Source organism: Burkholderia sp. Ac-20392, from assembly GCF_017104585.1.
In the GTDB taxonomy this organism is placed as follows: Bacteria; Pseudomonadota; Gammaproteobacteria; order Burkholderiales; family Burkholderiaceae; genus Burkholderia; species Burkholderia lata.
Genome location: NZ_JAAGPB010001086.1, coordinates 1 through 825 on the forward strand (window position 1 = coordinate 1; position 825 = coordinate 825).

General features: G+C 72.0%; 1 protein-coding gene. It reads right to left on the reverse strand.

The genetic code is table 11. The annotated features are described in order from the left end of the window. Nucleotides 1-825 (reverse strand): DEAD/DEAH box helicase (locus G3N99_RS40920; RefSeq protein ID WP_206125275.1); only part of this gene is annotated, 825 nt, incomplete at both ends.

Here is an 825-nt window from a genome sequence, read left to right on the forward strand (position 1 = left end):
TCCCGCGCCGCCGTTCCTCTTCGAGGTCGATCAGGCGCACGGTCGGCAGCGTCGCGTCGGCCACCGCGCGGCGCGACAGCGTGAGCCGCGTGTAGCGGCCCTGCTCGGCCTGCCACCAGCTTTCGAGCGACGGTGTCGCCGAGCCGAGCACGACCGTGATGTCGAGCTGCTTCGCGCGCCACACGGCGAGATCGCGTGCCGAATAGCGCAGCCCTTCCTGCTGCTTGTATGCGGGCTCGTGTTCCTCGTCGACGACGATCAGCGCGAGCGTCGGCATCGACGCGAGCACCGCGAGGCGCGTGCCGAGCACGATCCGCGCGCGGCCCGTATGCGCGGCGAGCCAGTTGCGCGCACGCTCGCCCTCGGCGAGCCCGCTGTGCAGCGTGACGATCGCGTCGTCGGCGAGCGCACCGGCGAAGCGCGCGCGAAACGCGGCCTCGAACTGCGGCGTCAGGTTGATTTCGGGAACGAGCACGAGCGCCTGCGCATCCGGCCGCGCGTCGAGCAGCGACGCGAGTGCATGCAGATAGACCTCGGTCTTGCCGCTGCCCGTCACGCCGTGCAGCAGGAACGACGCGAAGCCCTGCGCGGCGCGAATCGCGTCGAGCGCCTCGGCCTGCTGGTCCGTCAGCGCCGGCGGCACAGTTCGTCCACCGGCTGCCAACAGGTTATCCACAGCTTTAGGCACAGGCGCATCGGCCCAGCCGATCTCCTCGACGTCGACCCAGCCGCGCGCCGCCCAGTCGTCGAGCGTCGCCGCCGCCTTCGGGTGCAGCGCGCGCGCATCGGGCAGCGCCAGCGAGCCGGTGTCGACCAGCGCCTGCG